The sequence below is a fragment of the Chlamydia felis Fe/C-56 genome, assembly GCF_000009945.1.
GTDB classification, from domain to species: Bacteria; Chlamydiota; Chlamydiia; order Chlamydiales; family Chlamydiaceae; genus Chlamydia; species Chlamydia felis.
On the sequence record NC_007899.1, the window covers coordinates 201,471 to 217,777 of the forward strand.

Below are 16,307 nucleotides of genomic sequence, written 5' to 3' on the forward strand. Positions count from 1 at the left end.
TTAAAGATTCTAGATTGTAAGGAAAAGATCTTTAATGAGCGAATGTCCGATCGATTTTGTAACTAACGATTTTCTTGGTTTTTCTCGTTCTACAATACTAGTTAATGAAGTTGAGAAACGCTATCGTGCTTACTGTGAGCAATTTTCTCATGCACAGCTTGGAGCGAGTGGCTCTCGTGCTATTTTGGGACCTTCCCAAATCCAGCAGGATTTAGAAGAAAAAATTGCCAAGTTCCATAATTCTGAGTCTGCTTTTGTAGTCCATAGCGGCTATATGGCAAATTTAGGCCTCTGCTATCACATCTCGAAAAATACCGATATAGTGTTTTGGGATGAGTCTGTGCATATATCTGTTGCACAAAGTTTGAGAGTGATCTCTGGGGAACATCAAGCATTCCCCCACAATGATCTATGCGCTCTAGAGTCATTATTAATATCTCACAGGGCAGTCTCATCGGGAAGAATCTTCATTTTTGTTTGTTCAGTATACTCTTTTTCGGGAACTTTGGCTCCTCTTGAAGAACTCATAGCTCTTTCAAAAAAATATAACGCCCATCTCATTGTAGATGAAGCTCATGCTATGGGCATTTTAGGAGAAGAAGGACGTGGATTATGTCACAAATGGGGATACGAAAATTTTTATGCTGTGCTTGTGACCTATAGCAAGGCTATGGGAGCTATGGGCGCTGCACTTCTTTCTTCCTTAGAAGTGAAAACAGAATTGATGTTGAGTTCTCCTCCCCTGCGTTATACTACCGCGTTAGCTCCTCATGCACTGATCACCATAGGAGCTTCCTACGATCATCTAGTTCTGGAGGGAGAGCGTGCACGTCAGAAAATATTCAACCTAAAGGCATATTTTCAAAAGCCTTTTGGATTGAGTTCTCAGTGTTGTGGGCAACCCGTCTTTCTCAGAGATTTTAATATGGATCTTCTTACCTCTATGTTAGATGAGGCAAACCTGCGCGTAGGATTAATGACTTTCGCTCACAGGCCTTTCATCCGAGTGAATTTTCATGCGTATAATAATCACGATGAAGTTGATATTTTGGTCGCTATGCTACACAGCTATTTAGAAAAATGTTGTTGTGGGATCGACGTCGATCATGAACTTTACTTTAGGAGAGAGTTTTGCCGATAACAAAGCTTCATGAAGCTTTTTATTTACCGGAAGAACTTGTTTGCTCTTTATTAGGAATTGATACCTAAACACATCTTTAATTTTAAAATGCCCACAGGGAGTAATTTGCATTAGCTGGGTGTGGGCATTTAATTTCTCTTTAAGTTGAGTGTGAATACGATGAGCCTCTTTCCAGGTGGTCTTAGGGCACTTACCCATGAAGATGCAGCGAATTAGGCGGACAAACGGAGGGTAGCTGCATAACTCCCTTCCGGGAATTTCTTGATTATAAAAAGCAGGATAATCCTGTTGCATGGCACAACGGATTGTACTGTGGTCGGGGAGAAAAGATTGAATCAAAACCTCTCCAGGGAGATGGCTTCTTCCAGATCTTCCTGTGACTTGCGTGATAAGCTGAAAGACTTGCTCAGAAGCTCGGAAATCAGGAATATAAAGACCGGAATCACCGTTTAAAATAATTGCTAGGGTAACAGAAGGAAAGTGCATGCCCTTAGCAATCATTTGTGTGCCAATTAATACATCAGCTTTGCCTGTAGCAAATTGTTTTAATAAGGAATCATGGCTTCCTTTAAATTTCGTGGTGTCAGAATCGATACGTATAGTACGCACTTGCGGAAAGATATTGTGAAGTACTTTTTCTATTTTCTCTGTCCCTGACCCACGATACTGAAGAGTCATAGTTCCGTGACATTTCGGACAGGATGTCTGAGGATCTTTAGGAGAGGCATTACAAAGATGGCAAAGAAGAACATTTGCGTATTTATGAAATGTTAATACCATATCGCAATGGGGACATTTCAGCGTATGTTTACACAAAGAACATGAAACGTTGGTATGGTAACCACGACGATTAAAGAAAACAAGCACCTGCTCACCAACAGCTAGGCGTTTTTCAATACCTCGAAGTGCTGCTTGTGAGAATAATGTTTTTGTTTTTGTCTTTTCTCTTTCCAGATTCATATCGACAAGAGAAACCTTAGCAGGAAGGGCAGCGGCAGCACGTGTCGATAATTCTGAAAGAATGTACTTCCCCGATAAAGCATTAGCATAGCTTTCTAAACTGGGCGTAGCACTTCCTAATATCACAGTAGCGTTAGCAAGTTTTCCTCGCATAACAGCAACATCACGGGCATGATAACAGGGATGGCTTTCACTTTGTTTATAGGCAGGGTCATGCTCCTCATCAACAATAATCAATCCTAAATTTTGTACAGGGCAAAATAATGCAGATCTGGGACCTATGATGATATTGATATCGCCTCTAGAAGCCGCTCTCCATGTTTTATTTCTATCACTGTCAGTAAGCTTATGATGGAGAATACCAACTTCTTTTCCAAAATGCGCTTTAAATAAAGTGACTGTTGGTATGGTGAGAGCTATTTCAGGAACTAAAAGGATAGCACTTTTACCCAGCTTTCTAGCTTCATGGATAGCCTGGAAATATACCTCAGTTTTCCCACTTCCTGTTACACCAAAAAGAAGGTGGGTTTGAAAATTCCCTACAGATAAGGAGGCAGAAATCTTATCTACAGCAGATTTTTGTTGAGGGTGTAGAGGATGGGGATCAGGAAGGAAAAAGGTTAGACTATCTTCTTGAATTTCAAGATCTGCTGCATTAATAATTTCAAGAACCCCAAGTTTTTCTAGAGAGTGAATCGGAGATTGGGAAACCTTAGCTTTATCCATGAGCTCTGAGAGACCCGGAGGTGAACTGCAGGACAATAGCGTTTTTAAAGTTATTGCTTGCGAAGGAGATTCTTTTTGAATGGCAAGAATCATTTCCTTAGTTTTTGCTTTGCTTTGTTTGAGTACAACTCGGTAGTGTTGTTTGGGTTGTATGATACTAGAGGATATTCCAGGAAGGACTAAGCGTAACGTCTTTCCTAAAGGAGTGAAATAGTACTGGCTCATCCAAAACATGAGATCTAGAAGATCTTGAGGAAGTACGATGCCAGAGCCGATTACATCTAAAATTGGGAGAACTCTTTTGCATTCTGTTTTTGTTTTAATCCTATGGACTACCCCGTACTTTTTTGCTCCGCGCAAGGAAACGCTAACACCAGTACCTCGAGTAATGTATTCAAGATTTTCAGGGAGTCCGTAGTCTAATACCCTATTGATACTGGAGTTTACTATGACTTCTGCGTATAGGCGAAAGGTAGTTGGTTCAATATTACCCATAGATCTCGTTTCAATTGCGGATCATTTTCATAGTATACTGAAGAATAAATAGGAATCCAAGTGCACCCATCCTTAGTAAAAGATTGATGATAGCGTACATCGGAGATTTTATAACGTATCATCGTTAAAGGTGCTAGACATAAAGAAAAGCCCCTATTCTTATAAAAAATATTTTTATGACCTGTTGTTAAGATAAGCCGTGAAGGAAAGATTTGTTGGGTAAGGATTTTTGACAATCTATTAAAAAATAAAATTTCTTCGTCTTTTTCCTCGTCTACGAAGATTCCACAAGGGATGACCAAAGGAGTTTTGAGGCAATGAGCTTGTAAAGAAGGGTAACGAAATCCAAGGACTTCTTCTCGTGAAAGATTAGGAGAAGGAGGTATGCATTCCCAGGAAGATTTTTTTATACGCTCATGAACAGGAGGTAAAGTTTCATTATCCCGAACGGGTTTTGGTACAGAATTTTCTAACTTTTTGTTTGTGACTGTAGGTTTTGCAGGAACTTTTGTTTGAGCAGGAGGAGGAACTTGTAAGGGAGCTTTTTTAATGTCTTCCTTTAAATGCAGGGGAATAAGTTTTGATAACGGAGGATAATGTTGCTCGAAATAACGATGGAATATTTCTTGTAAAATGGAAGAAACAGAAGGACTCGGATGGGTCATACAAATATAAAAATAGCAAAGATATCTACGGATTCACTATAGATGTAGGGAGTTTATTCCTCCATGTTCTTTGTTCTCCGGACGTGAAAATCCTCTTGCTTTTTACGCCCAACAGGATAATACACCACGGTAATTAAGGAAAAACGCTCCAATATTTTTTTAGAGGATTTGCATGAAACGCTGGTTGCAAGGAAGCTTAATTGCTCTCTGTTTATTACTCACCCTGCCTTGTTGTGCAGCAAAAAAACGTTCTCATTATCAAAAGGACTTCGGCAAGCTCAAGATTCAAGAGGTGAAAGCTTCGGGGGTACTCTGGGAAAGTTATGCTAATGCTGTTGAACAATCTAAGAAAGATAAGAAATATATAGGTTTATTTTTCACAGGTTCTGATTGGTGTATCTGGTGTATTAAGATGCAAGATCAGATTTTAAATACTCCCGAATTTCAACAATATGCTAAAGACAACCTACACATGGTAGAGTTAGATTTTCCACAATCTAATAGTCAGCCTGAGGATGTAAAACAGCAAAACCAAGCTCTAAAATCCAAATACGGTGTAAATGGATTTCCAACATTAGTATTTATCGATGCTAATGGAAATGAGAAAGTCAGAATGGGATTTGAGTACGGTGGTGGAGATAATTATGTGAAGAAAATCCAAGCTGCTTTGCATAAAAAATAGCAAATCTCTTCTTAAAGAACTTTAGAGAGGAGGTCTTCCTCTCTAAAGTTCTCTTTTCTTTTAATTAAGCATTCATCTTTTTTGTTATTTTTGAGAAAATCTCTATTTTACAATGAACTTTTAAGATCCCTTCTTCAGACAGTATTTAAAATTTTTATAGCGGATCACATTATTAAAAATAGAACTGTGTTTGAAGAAGAAGAATTAGTCAAAAGGATTTAAAAAAATGTCTGCAAAAGCTGAGTACCTACAACAAGAAGATTTTCTCCATAGAAGTAATAAGCTCCAGGAAATATCTGACCTAGGTATCAATCCCTATCCTTACGAATTCCCTGGAACGAGTAGTGTTGAGGAAATTAAAAACGAATTTTCTTCTCAGTCTCTTGGAAATAGCGAAGATGCTACGAATAAAAATACCCCCAAGGTGAAAATCTCAGGTCGTATGGTGCTTTTCCGTTCCATGGGGAAAAATGCTTTTGCTCAGATTTTAGATAATGACCAAAAGATTCAGGTAATGTTTAACAGGGATTTTTCCTCAGTTGCAGGTCTCCCTGAAGATGCTGAGATCACACCTATAAAATTTATAGAAAAGAAACTGGATCTCGGTGACATTCTAGGAATCGAAGGGTACCTATTCTTCACACATTCCGGAGAACTCACCATCTTGGTAGAAACTGTCACGTTATTGGGTAAAGCATTAATCTCACTTCCTGATAAACATGCAGGATTGAGTGATAAAGAAACTCGTTATAGAAAACGTTGGTTAGATCTGATTTGTTCTGATGAGGTGCGTCAAACTTTCTTAAAAAGAAGTCGTATTATCAAGTTAATCCGTCAGTATATGGATGCTCAGGATTTCATAGAGGTAGAAACTCCTATATTGCAAAATATCTATGGTGGGGCTGAAGCAACTCCTTTTGTAACTACTTTGAATGCTTTGCATTCTGATATGTTTTTAAGAATTTCACTAGAGATTGCCTTAAAGAAAATCCTGGTTGGAGGGACCCCTCGTGTCTATGAAATTGGTAAGGTGTTTAGGAATGAAGGGATAGACAGAACTCACAATCCTGAATTTACTATGATAGAAGCTTATGCAATGAATATAGACTATCATAGCGTCATGGTGTACGTAGAGAACCTTATTGAATACCTTGTTGGCGAATTAAATAATGGTAGTACGGTACTGACTTATTCACATCTCAAGCAAGGGCCTCAAACTATTGATTTTAAAGCTCCTTGGATTCGTATGACTATGAAAGATAGTATCAAAACATATGGAGGAGTTGATGTGGACCTTCATGGGGATCATGAATTGCGTAATATTTTAAAAGAGCGCTCCTCATTACCCGAAGAATCTTATGCAACAGCGCCTAGGGGTTTATTAATCGCGGCCCTATTTGATGAGTTAGTATGTGATAAGTTAATTGCTCCCCATCATATTACGGATCATCCTTTAGAGACTACACCACTATGTAAGTCTTTGCGCTCTGGAGAAGAGGATTATGTAGAGCGTTTTGAAAGTTTTTGTTTAGGTAAAGAACTCTGCAATGCTTATTCAGAACTGACTGATCCAATGCGTCAGAGAATGCTTTTGGAAAAGCAAATGGAGAAAAAAGCTTTAGATCCAGATAGCGAATATCACCCTATTGATGAGGAGTTTCTAGAAGCCCTATGTCAGGGTATGCCTCCTGCAGGTGGATTCGGAATCGGTATCGATCGTTTGGTTATGATTCTGACAGATTCCGCTTCTATTCGCGATGTTCTATATTTCCCAGTTATGCGTCGTCTAGAATCAGAAAATGACTAAAGTTTTTTTACCTTAGGTCCTGATTTGGAATCCTCGATCAGGTAGCCTAAAGAGGCTACCTGATCTCGAAATGCATCAGCTTGTGCCCAGTTTTTCTCTCTACGAGCTACTTCGCGTTTTTCGACAAGTTGCATAACTTCGTCTGGAATTTCTTGAGTGGCCGAGAACTGGAGTATGCCAAGTACGGTATTAATTTTTTTCAGAAGATCTAAAATATAATTAGCATCAGCTTGAGTAAATTTTGACTTATCGATGAAAGAATTCGTCTGGTGAATAAAATCAAACAGTGCAGCAAGCGCAGCGGCAATGTTTAAATCATTAGCAATAGAATCTGAAAAGGCTTTTAAAAATGTTTTTCCTTGCTGATCTATCTCGTCTGAAATTGTTGTGCTTTCAGGATAGGGATTTTCTAATCGGGAAATGAAATCACGCAAGCGCTTTAATGCCTGACGACAGGCAAGTAATCCTTCTTCAGTGAAGTTTAATTGCATTCTGTAATGGCTCTGTAAGAGCAAATAACGGATTTCTTCTCCAGAAAATCCACGATCTAGTAAATTTCTTAATGTGAAAAAATTCCCTAAACTTTTCGACATTTTTTTCCCGTCAACAAGAAGGTGCTCAGAATGCAGCCAATAACGAGAAAAAGGTTTGTGAGATAGAGATTCTGATTGTGCAATCTCATTTTCATGATGAGGGAAAATGTTATCCACACCGCCCGCATGAATATCAATAGAAGAACCAAGAAGCTCCATAGCCATAATAGAGCATTCTAAATGCCATCCTGGACGCCCTTTTCCAAACGGACTCTCCCAGTAAATATGACCGTCTCTTTGTTCATCATATGCTTTCCATAATACAAAATCAGAAAGATTTTCTTTATCATATTCGTCGGAAGTAACCCTAGAGCAACATTGCAGATCCTGTAGTTTTAACTGAGATAACTTCCCATAGGTGGGGAACTTTTTTATGGAAAAATATACAGAAGAATCCTGGCCTATATAAGCAATGTTTTCATCTAAAAGCTTTTGAATGGCTTTGATCATTTGAGGAATATAATGCGTAGCATGGGGATAAACATCCGCCGGAAGGATGTTTAATTCTGCAATATCTTCAAAAAAAGCTTGTATGAATGGAGCAGTATATTCTTCCAAGGAGATGTTTTTTCTACAAGCACCAGCTAAAGTCTTATCGTCTACGTCTGTAATATTCATAATGTGCTTTACAGAGTATCCAAAGAACAAAAGAGTACGTTTTAATAAATCTTCAAATACATAAGTACGAAAATTTCCGATATGAGCGTAGTCATACACCGTAGGACCACAAGTATATAATTTGACAGGGGCATTTGAAGCAGAAAAAAGCTCTTTCGTTCTTGTTGCCGTATTATATAAATATAGATTTTGCGAGTTTTCGGATGATTGTCTCATGTTTAGACTCTCAAAGGTTTTAGATTTATACCAGCGAGAGCGTAGATTCAGCTTGTATTAAGGTGCTATACTAACGCTTCAATATGAAAGAAGGAATTTTCCGAAACTTTAACACAAGAGTGTTTCCCAATCCATGATTTTTCGAAAGTTCTTAATAGAGGAATGAATAAACTGGGATCATTAAAAGAAGAATTAATCTAAGGACTTTACGCATAAATATTCCTAAGAAATACATGAATATCTAATCCAATAGAAAATAGTGTTTGATTGTAGAAAAAGATCAAAACTTTTAAGTGGTGTTTTTTATTTCGTTTTAATAAAAAAAAGATTATACAACAGGAATGGTTGATAGAATGCCCTGAGAGCATTCTGTGATGCCTAAATAGAGCGAGTTGCGTCCTATTCGCTAGGAGAAGGAGAGGAAGCCCATGTTTCTATTACAGATTATAAAGAAATATTCTTTGAGGCAACTGAAGGTATTGACAGCGTTTCTATTAGGTGCAAGTTCTATTAGTTTGCATGGCGTTGTTCATGAGAATTCTTCTCAGCTTGTTTGGTACGTAGATTATAATGAGGCGGTGAAAAAAAGCCAAAGTTCTGCATTGCCAATGTTGATCTTTTTTTCCGGTTCCGATTGGAACGCTATGTGCATGAAAATTCGTAAAGAGGTCCTTGCTTCTTCAGAATTTTCTAAAAAGGTAAATGGCAACTTCGTATGCTTAGAAGTCGATTTTCCTAAATATTCCTCACAAAGTGAAACCCTACGTTCACAGAACTCATATCTAAAAACTAAATTCAAAATAGACGAATTCCCTTGTCTTCTTTTACTTTCTCATGACGGAAGAGAGATTTATAAAATCAGCTCTTTTGGAAATGAAACTGGGTACAACTTAGGCGAAAGTCTCTGCCATATGGTTGAAAACGATTTCTTAATAGCCAACGCTGATTCCTGCATTCATACGTTGTCTATGGAAGATCTTCAGAAGTACTACAAGATTGCTGAAGAGTTGTCTCACAAAAATTTCATGGCAAAAGCTTTGGAATTAGGTGTAAGCAACGACGATTACTTCTTCTTATCAACAAAATATCGTCTTCTTGTTGAAAGTGGCAGAATGGATTCTGAGGAATGCCAAAGAGTAAAACGTAAGCTACTCAATAAAGATCCTCAAAACGAAAAGCTCACACACTTTACTGTCGCCTTGATTGAGTTTCAAGAACTAGCAAAGAGATCCCAAGAGGGCGTGCGTCAGGATCCTAGTCAAGTAATTGCCCCCCTCGAATCTTATTTGACAGAGTTTGGACAACAAGATCAGGAAAATGTCTGGAGAATTGAGATGATGATAGCTCAATTTTACTTAGATTCTGATCAATGGAAGAATGCTTTGCAACACGCTGAAGTTGCTTTCGAAACAGCTCCTAAAGAGGTGCGGTCTCACATTTCTCATTCTTTGGATTATATTCGACACCAGTCGTAAGCTTGTTCTTGGCGCACTTGCTTTCGACTGCTTCTGGGATTTGTTGAGAAAAATCTTGAAGCAAATCCCTGAATCTAGGCTGCTGCTTGTTTTTAGGCATAACAACAATTTGACAAGCAGGGAGGGAATGACGCTTTTGACGAAAAGCTTCGCGCACCAGTCGCTTAAAATAATTTCTTTTGTGAGCTTTACCAAACTTTTTTGACACAGTTATCCCTAGTTTGCAACACCCTGGATATTTGGATGGAGCAACTTGGAAAATAACCTGACTACCTTGACAGTGGGACCCTGTTCGCGAGATATAAAGAAACTGCTTTCTTTTTAATACACGAGCACGCTTGGGTAAGGTCGATCGATGCACAAAACAAAATATTTTATAGGTCGATTAGATTATGTCTGCCGTGACGACGACGGCGATTTAGTAAATTTCTTCCGCTTTTTGTAGCCATACGAGCACGGAAGCCCACAGAATTTCGACGCTTTCTCTTGCTAGGTTGATAAGTCCGTTTCACAGTACCTTCCCGTTGATTTCTATGTTTCTCTAGCCTACCAAATGATTTCTCTAGAAAAAACTCTCCGTAAGTTTATAAAACTGGGTTAATAAGATCAAGAGAACTGACGATATTCTCTAATTTGAGAATAGAAGTTGAGGTTGGCTTAAGTCTGCTGTTGTCAAAAAGTACCAAAGGGATTAAACTGGCTCCTTTTAGCGATATTCCATAATTTAGAGTGTCTTTCTGATATGCAGAGGGACAGTTAGGGTATAGTTTTCATGAAAGTAAGTTCATCTATCAAAGCAGATCCTTCCAAGGGAGATAAGCTTGTTCGTCGTAAAGGGCGCCTTTATGTTATTAATAAAAAGGATCCCAATCGTAAACAACGTCAAGCGGGTCCTGCACGCAAAAAATAATTTAATAAGTTTTAGGTGAGAACGCATGGCGAAAAAGTCTGCAGTTGCGAGAGAAAATAAGCGCAGAAAGTTAGTAGAGGCGAATTACAAGAAGAGAAGCGAGCTTCGCAAGATTGCAAAAAGCTTAACTGCTAGCGAAGAAGAGAAAGAAAATGCACGTGTAGCATTGAATAAGATGAAAAGAGACACCGCTCCTATTCGTCTACATAACCGATGTTTGTTGACTGGACGTCCTCGTGGTTATTTAAGAAAATTTGCGATTTCTAGAATTTGCTTTAGACAGATGGCTTCTATGGGCGAAATTCCAGGAGTTGTCAAAGCTAGCTGGTAGACTGTTTCTCAAACAGCTCACCTACTCTTGGTAATGCGGCGTTAAAGGTTTTTAAGTGTTTACTTAAGAGTTTTTAGCGCCTCGTTTAGTTCTGGGATGTTTTTCACTCTTTCCCAATTCTCCATTCCCTTTTTCCAAACCCAGATGTCCTCCGGATTTGTATTTTCAGTAGCATGCTTTTCTTTATCTTTGAGAAATAGAAGTAGGTCTTCTAAGAACATAGGACCCACGTTCTGCTTTTCCTTGTTTAGATAAAACCACTTTTCTGTGTCTCTGGGCACTTGATCAACAGGGGGGGGGAACGAAATAACAGAAGAGTCTTCTTCTGACAGAGAGTGAAAAACATTATTTAAAGATTCATCATTGTTAGAAGACGAGTTAGAATCCTCATTCTTTGGTGGAAGATCGGGGAGTATAAGAAGAATAATGATCCCAAAGAATCCAAAGCACATCCCAGCAAGAAACCAACCAATAGGGTTGCGATTTTTTTTAACAGCTAGGTAAGCGGCTAAAAACCCTAACAGAATGTATATCAAAAAAAAGGAAATAGGAAGCATTGAGGGTAGCATATTAACCGCTTGACCGTTAGACTAATCACTAGCGCTTATTATTTCTATAGAGTACATTTCTCGCTAGCGAAATAGGCACATAGGAGGAATATGGATAAGCAAAATTTAAAACTAGATGTGAAAGAGATTGAATTTCCTGAGACTGTATTTAGTCGTGATATAGAGACTCGTGTAATTCAAGTAATTATTTTGCATTGTTTGGCTAAAATCAATGGGGTTTCTCTTTTAGGGGGGAATTTAATTGATACTTTATTCGGTAGAGATATCGAAAGAATGAAGGGAATCTATGTAGAACAGGATTCTAAAAATCATCTAGTGAAAGTTCGTATCGAAGTAAACGTTGATTACGGGGTTTCTATACCAGAAAAAACCGAGGAAATACAGGGATGTATAGTTTCTGAAATATCTGAATATACAGGCCTTCACGTGGCTTCTGTTCACGTGATCATTAAGGGGTTAACTCAACCTAAGGATCGCTCTGAATCAGAGTCAGAAGATGAAATAGAAGAACTGTGTGTTGCAGATTTACCCTCAGCTGAGGATTTTTTAGAAGAGATAAAGGAAGATGTTGAAGAGTAGAGCTCTTTTCATTTTTCAAGATTTATCACTTCAGCTTGCTTAGCCAGCAATTGTTTAATGTCTTTTTTCGTTAGCCCAGGGATAGTCTCGAGCTCTCCCTGGGAAGCCTGCATAACTTGTTTCCAACTTTTAAATTTCTTTAGCAAACGCTTTCTTTTTACCTCCCCAATTCCCGCGATTTTTTCTTGGGGAAGTAGAAGATCCCTACTACGCTTCTTTCGGTGTTTGCTAATGGCAAATCTATGTGCTTCATCGCGAAGTTTCTGGAAAAATTGCAGGAGCTTTGAAGTTGGAGGTAGCTGAATTCCCTGGGGAAAAATATCACAGAATAGTTTTTCGTGTCTCAAAGAGCCGCTATGGTTGCTTGCTTCTTTAGCAATGGAGACAATCTGAATCCCTGTTAGATTAAGTTTTTTTAACGTTTTTTTAGCCTGAGAGTATTGCAAGCGACCTCCGTCTATAACAATCATATCGGGAAGCGGGGAAGAAGTAGAGCTGAATCTACGAGATAATACCTCATGAAAAGCAGCAAGATCATTATGAGCCGAAGATGATATGGCAAATGTGCGGTAGTTTTTAGGGGACAGCGCATTGTTTTCATAGACAATATAAACTCCAACAGCGTGAGATCCTTGTAGATGAGCATTATCGTAACACTCTATACGATAAGGATAATCTTGGGTTTTTAGAATTTTTTTCATCTCTTCATAGGGGAGTACTGAAGATTGTACGGAAGTCTGCGCATGCATCTCGGCATTGTTTTTAGCTAAGTTCAGTAGCTCCTTGCCGTATCCTGTTTTTGGAGAGCGAATTCGTGGCGGGGCCTCTTTATTTAATAAATGCGGAAGATCGGGAATATTTAAAGAAAAAGGAGTAAGGATTTCTTTTGGGATATGAGGTTGGTTTGCATAGTATTGTAAAATAAATGAGGAGAGCAAATCTGAATCTTCTTGGGCATTTTCTGAAAAAGGGAAATGGCGAGCTCCAAGTAATTTCCCAGAACGTATTGTTAATACAGTAATGACTGTTTCTTGATGTTTCCTATATAAACCAATAGCATCAATATTTTGAAAATGGAACTTCTCTACATGCTGCTTTACCATTGCCTGTTGGATAAGTTTTAAAGTGCGGTAGTACATTCCTGCTTGTTCGAATTTTTGTTCTTGAGATGCTTTTTCAATGGACTTCTCTAATTTTTGGATAATTTCCGAGACTTGGCCTTTTAAAAATAACACAGCTTTTTCTAGAGTCTCTGCGTATTCTTCTTGAGAACAGAAATTCACACAGGGGGCTAAGCAACGTTTCATTTCATACAGGATGCACGGACGTTTTCTTGTAGAGAATTCACGATTAGAGCACGTGCGTAATGGGAACCACTGACCAATAACTTCTAAAAGAGTTTGGCAGGCTTCTGCACTCACGTAAGGACCAAAAACTATCTGTTTTTTGGAAGAGGTAACCGCTTTCGTGCGAATAGCATCTATTCTGGGCCAAGGGTGACTTAGAGATATTGCCAGGCAAAAGAAAGTTTTATCATCTTTTAAAAGTACATTGTATTTCGGGTGATATTTTTTGATTAGATTGTTCTCTAAAAGAAGAGCTTCTGTTTCATTAGAAACTAAAATTGTTTCTATATCAGTGGTTTTTTTCATTAAAAAGGGAATTCTTTCTCTAGAATCCCCCTGTTTCTGAAAATACGTTGTAATGCGATTTCTTAGGTTCTTTGCTTTTCCTATATATAACACTTCTCCAGAGCTGTCTTTCATGAGATACACACCAGGAGAAGGAGGGATGATTTTCGGAGAAAAATCCTTTACATGCATGATTAAAACAACGTAAGCTGCTGCACTTTTTCTTGATTTTGTCTAGAAGCTGCTTCTGGGCCCTCTAATTGACGCAAGATCTGTTGTGCTCGCGATACCACACAAAGAGGAAAGCCAGCAAGCTTTGCAACGTGTATTCCAAAACTTCTTTGAGAATGCCCTTTAAGAATCTCATATAAGAATACAGGTTGGCCTCCATTCTCTTTAACTCCGGCGTGGAAGTTTTCTACGTGCGGGCAGTGCTTTTCTAAATCCGTGAGTTCTTTGTAGTGAGTGGCAAATAGAGTTTTGGCCTTTTTGCCCTCAGTAAAGAGGAGGTACTCTACAACAGATTGTGCTATTGCTAAACCATCATAGGTACTCGTTCCTCGACCCACTTCATCAAGAATAACTAAAGATCGGTCTGTAGCGTTATGTAGAATGTTAGCTGTTTCCGCCATTTCCACCATAAATGTCGACATGCCTTTAGATAAATTATCTCCAGCACCTATACGAGTGAAAATTTTATCAATCATGCCAATATGAGCAGATTTTGCAGGGATAAATGAACCCATTTGCGCCATGATGACAAGTAAAGCTATTTGTCGGATATATGTAGATTTCCCCGCCATATTTGGACCGGTGATTAAAATCATCCGCGTCCGCGTGCTATGCATTTTTATATCATTGGGGATAAAAGTTCCTCTATCTAATAGAGTTTGTGCAACAGGATGAATTCCTCCTAATATAGCTAGAGAGTCGCTAGAATCTACGACAGGACGACAATAATTATGTTCTGCGGCAAGATCCGCTAAAGACAGGATATAGTCCACGTCAGCTATCACCTGAGATAAGGAAAGAATCGCTTCACGTTGTTCAAGAATTCGCGAACATAAATCTTTAAATAGTTCGGTCTCCAGCATTTGCAGCTTATCGGAGACATGCAACATGTCATCTTGAAATTCCTGGAGCTTTTCTGTTGTGAAACGTTCGGCATGAAGACGTGATTGTCGACGGATAAATTCTTTAGGTAATAGAGGAGCCAAATCACTACTTACCTCTATATAGTAACCAAGAGCCTGTGAATAACAAACTTTAAGCTTTTTCACTCCGGTTTGTTTGCGAATTGTTTCTTGATAGTCCCATAACCATTCTTTTGAATTTTCACGAGTATAACGTAGACGCTTGAGATCGGGATGATAGTCATCAGAGAAAATATTTCCCTCAGAAATTCTTAAAGGCAATTCTCCTAGAAGAGCTTTGGAAAGTAAGTCTAAAAGAGATGCTAAACCAATCGTGGGTATGAATTTCCCTTGGAAAAATTCAGGCAAAGGCAGGGGAGAAAGGACCTCAAAAACACGAATACTTGCGTGTAATGAATCTCGAAGCATACCCACATCTTTAGGACTTGCTAATGATGTGGTGACTCTTGTCGTTAAACGTTCGAGATCTCGCACTTGAGAAAGGAAAGACCTAAGGTTTTTTCTTAATTCAGAACGGTTCAAAAGAAATTCCACAGCATCCTGACGCAGTAAAATTTCTTTTTGATCATAAAAAGGACTCACTAAAGTATTGCGCAATAGCCTGCCGCCCATAGGGGTACAAGTGCGTTCCATGACATGTAGTAAAGAACTTTTCCCCTGAGGATCGTGAAGTGGAGCCAGAAGTTCGAGGTTTACTTGCGAAGCTGTGTCTACAAGTAGGTATTTTTGATTCCCATGGGTTTTCGGTATGGAAATATGTTCTATAGGTAATAAAAGTTTATCTTGAAGATAGGAGAGCAAGGCTCCAGCAGCATTAATAGCCGGGACCAAACCCTTAAGGCCAAATCCATCTAAAGAAGAAACTTTGAAATGAGCTGATAATTTTTGAGTGGCAAATTGATGCTCGAAAGCCCAATCAGAATAGGTAGAGAGGGTAAGTTTTAAATGCTGTAGGAGTTGTTCTATAACATCAGAATGTTTTTTATAGAATTTATCGCAGCTTAAAATTTCTGTAGGGGCTAAGCGGCAGATTTCATCAATAAGATCTTTTTTATTGTCGTATTCTTGTAATAGAAAGGATCCTGTAGAAAAGTCTAAGCACGAAAATCCAAACAAAGCTCCAACACGGTTAATGGAAACGATGTAGTTGTGGGCTTTTTCAGGAAGTAATGAGGAAGAAAGTAGTGTCCCTGGAGTAATAAATCTTTGTAACTCTCTGGAAAGAGGTTCTGATTTTCCTTTACCATCCTGTACTTCATCAAGCTGTTCGGCAACGGCAACTTTAAACCCTTTACTTACCAAACGATCTATGTACCCATTGATAGTGGATACAGGAATGCCGCTCATGGGGATCCCTTGTCTTTGCGTGAGCGTAAGATCTAGATGTTGAGAGAGCAAAACCGCATCCTCATAGAAAGCCTCGTAAAAATCTCCCATGCGAAAGAGAAGGAGAGACTCTCCGGCTTGCTCCTTACATTGATGCCATTGCTTCATCATAGGTGTAAGTTTTTTTGATGTCATAGTTCTTCTTTGAGAAAAAGTATTACCTGGAGATTAAGCTAGTCGAGCGGAAGACAACGCTTAGAGATGTTGCTATTCCATAAATTCAATAACTGATGGTTAGATTAGCAGACTCTTGTAAAAGACCATAGAGATTTTGCCGAATTTTCCTATGCGTTAGCCTACTAGATTACTATATTTATTCTTCGGGATCAAGACGGGTTTATCTTAGAGATGTGTTGGTCACAGATTCAT

At 38.7% G+C, this 16,307-nt stretch carries 15 protein-coding genes; 7 read left to right on the plus strand and 8 right to left on the minus strand.

Features of this window, described 5'->3' with window-relative positions; all coding sequences use genetic code 11:
• Positions 1–34 precede the first annotated feature (34 nt).
• Positions 35–1,141 carry an aminotransferase class I/II-fold pyridoxal phosphate-dependent enzyme gene (locus CF_RS00880; protein ID WP_011457727.1) on the plus strand — a complete coding sequence of 369 codons (1,107 nt, stop codon included), beginning with the start codon at positions 35–37 and terminating at the stop codon, positions 1,139–1,141.
• On the opposite strand, the gene priA is transcribed toward CF_RS00880, so the two are convergent.
• A complete protein-coding gene (gene priA, locus CF_RS00885) occupies positions 1,073–3,322 on the minus strand; it encodes a primosomal protein N' (RefSeq protein ID WP_011457728.1) in 2,250 nt (749 codons plus the stop codon). The two genes, CF_RS00880 and priA, sit on opposite strands and share 69 nt — an antisense overlap.
• Positions 3,274–3,987, minus strand: a complete 714-nt coding sequence (locus CF_RS00890; protein WP_011457729.1) for a hypothetical protein — start codon at positions 3,985–3,987, stop codon at positions 3,274–3,276. Before CF_RS00890 ends, priA begins: the two co-directional genes overlap by 49 nt.
• A 172-nt stretch (positions 3,988–4,159) precedes the next feature.
• On the opposite strand from CF_RS00890, the gene dsbH reads away from it, so the two are divergent.
• Together dsbH and lysS are read left to right on the plus strand one after the other, a co-directional pair.
• Positions 4,160–4,669, plus strand: a complete 510-nt coding sequence (dsbH, locus tag CF_RS00895; RefSeq protein WP_011457730.1) for a disulfide reductase DsbH — start codon at positions 4,160–4,162, stop codon at positions 4,667–4,669.
• 226 nt (positions 4,670–4,895) lie between these two features.
• Positions 4,896–6,476: a lysine--tRNA ligase gene (gene lysS, locus CF_RS00900; RefSeq protein ID WP_011457731.1), complete on the plus strand. Its 1,581-nt coding sequence runs from the start codon at positions 4,896–4,898 to the stop codon at positions 6,474–6,476.
• Here the strand turns inward: lysS and cysS are convergent.
• Positions 6,473–7,903, minus strand: a complete 1,431-nt coding sequence (gene cysS / locus CF_RS00905; protein ID WP_011457732.1) for a cysteine--tRNA ligase — start codon at positions 7,901–7,903, stop codon at positions 6,473–6,475. The genes lysS and cysS overlap by 4 nt on opposite strands.
• Positions 7,904–8,331: 428 nt before the next feature.
• Here cysS and CF_RS00910 point away from each other — a divergent pair, with 428 nt between their 5' ends.
• A complete protein-coding gene (locus CF_RS00910; protein WP_011457734.1) occupies positions 8,332–9,378 on the plus strand; it encodes a thioredoxin family protein in 1,047 nt (348 codons plus the stop codon).
• Here the strand turns inward: CF_RS00910 and rnpA are convergent.
• Entirely contained in the window at positions 9,320–9,739 is a 420-nt protein-coding gene (rnpA, locus tag CF_RS05170; RefSeq protein WP_011457735.1) for a ribonuclease P protein component, read from the minus strand. The two genes, CF_RS00910 and rnpA, sit on opposite strands and share 59 nt — an antisense overlap.
• Before the next feature lie 13 nt (positions 9,740–9,752).
• Positions 9,753–9,890: a 50S ribosomal protein L34 gene (rpmH, locus tag CF_RS05175; protein ID WP_011457736.1), complete on the minus strand. Its 138-nt coding sequence runs from the start codon at positions 9,888–9,890 to the stop codon at positions 9,753–9,755.
• A 260-nt stretch (positions 9,891–10,150) separates the two neighbouring features.
• Between rpmH and rpmJ the strand changes: the two genes are divergently transcribed.
• Entirely contained in the window at positions 10,151–10,288 is a 138-nt protein-coding gene (gene rpmJ, locus CF_RS00915; RefSeq protein ID WP_011006789.1) for a 50S ribosomal protein L36, read from the plus strand.
• A gap of 25 nt (positions 10,289–10,313) precedes the next feature.
• Positions 10,314–10,619, plus strand: coding sequence for a 30S ribosomal protein S14 (gene rpsN, locus CF_RS00920; protein WP_006344408.1), 306 nt, complete (start codon positions 10,314–10,316; stop codon positions 10,617–10,619).
• Between the two features lie 59 nt (positions 10,620–10,678).
• Here rpsN and CF_RS00925 read toward each other — a convergent pair whose 3' ends face one another.
• Complete coding sequence (locus tag CF_RS00925) at positions 10,679–11,188, minus strand: DUF4339 domain-containing protein (protein WP_011457737.1); 510 nt, start codon at positions 11,186–11,188, stop codon at positions 10,679–10,681.
• A gap of 90 nt (positions 11,189–11,278) precedes the next feature.
• On the opposite strand from CF_RS00925, the gene CF_RS00930 reads away from it, so the two are divergent.
• Positions 11,279–11,767, plus strand: a complete 489-nt coding sequence (locus tag CF_RS00930; protein WP_011457738.1) for an Asp23/Gls24 family envelope stress response protein — start codon at positions 11,279–11,281, stop codon at positions 11,765–11,767.
• Positions 11,768–11,775: 8 nt separating this feature from the next.
• Here the strand turns inward: CF_RS00930 and uvrC are convergent, their stop codons facing one another.
• Positions 11,776–13,590: an excinuclease ABC subunit UvrC gene (uvrC, locus tag CF_RS00935; RefSeq protein ID WP_011457739.1), complete on the minus strand. Its 1,815-nt coding sequence runs from the start codon at positions 13,588–13,590 to the stop codon at positions 11,776–11,778.
• 2 nt (positions 13,591–13,592) lie between these two features.
• Positions 13,593–16,073, minus strand: coding sequence for a DNA mismatch repair protein MutS (gene mutS, locus CF_RS00940; protein WP_011457740.1), 2,481 nt, complete (start codon positions 16,071–16,073; stop codon positions 13,593–13,595).
• Between the last annotated feature and the right edge of the window lie 234 nt (positions 16,074–16,307).